Raw genomic sequence first — 841 nt, forward strand, 5'->3', positions numbered from 1 at the left:
AACCTGTATTGCTTTATGATCTCAAATGTGCTGGAAGCCAAGCTTATTTGCGTCTAGCATCAGAAATGATACAACGTGAAAAACAAGCACGCGCTGCTGCTTAAAAATATAAAAAAATAATCTAAAAATTCAAAGAGAAAAATTATGAATGATGATCTCTCAAAAAAAAGACTAGGACGTGGATTAGCGGCATTGATTGGAGATATCAATTTAAACAACAATATTGCACGTTCATCAAGCTTTGATAAATTAAATGAATCCGGTAGTCTTTCTGAGCGATTTATTTCTATTGAATCTATTTCATGTAATCCTCACAATCCTCGGCGTCATTTTACTGAAACAGAGCTTGATAATTTGGCACAATCAATTCGTCAACACGGTGTGGTTCAACCGGTTATTGTAAGGCCTTTAAGAGATCATCCTCATCGGTTTGAATTGATTGCGGGTGAACGGCGCTGGCGTGCAGCACAACGTGCAAATTTAAGTCAATTACCCGTTATTATTCGTGATGTGGACGATAAAACGGCTTTGGAATTGGCAATTATTGAAAATGTTCAACGTGCAGATCTTAATCCTATCGAAGAAGCAAAGGGATATGAGATGCTTCTAAATGAACATGATTATACGCAAGTAGATTTAGCGCAAGTTATAGGAAAAAGCCGTAGTCATGTTGCAAATACGCTTCGTTTATTAAAACTTCCAGAAAGAGTACAACAATTCTTAACGGATGGACAACTTTCTGCTGGTCATGCACGTTGTCTTATAACCGTTGATAATCCACAAGATTTAGCTGAGAAAATTATTCGTGAAGGGCTTTCAGTACGTCAAACAGAAATACTTG

The 841-nt window shown here is 37.0% G+C and carries 1 protein-coding gene and 1 pseudogene; both read left to right on the top strand.

Annotated elements, in window-relative coordinates; translation table 11 throughout:
- Nucleotides 1–104 (top strand): annotated as a pseudogene (locus ACFILW_RS10230) (chromosome partitioning protein ParA); the annotation flags it as partial.
- A gap of 40 nt (nt 105–144) precedes the next feature.
- On the top strand, nt 145–841 hold a 697-nt coding region (locus ACFILW_RS10235), incomplete at its 3' end, for a ParB/RepB/Spo0J family partition protein (RefSeq protein ID WP_375685784.1).

This window comes from Bartonella sp. TT110JLCBS (assembly GCF_042193405.1).
Lineage (GTDB): Bacteria > Pseudomonadota > Alphaproteobacteria > Rhizobiales > Rhizobiaceae > Bartonella.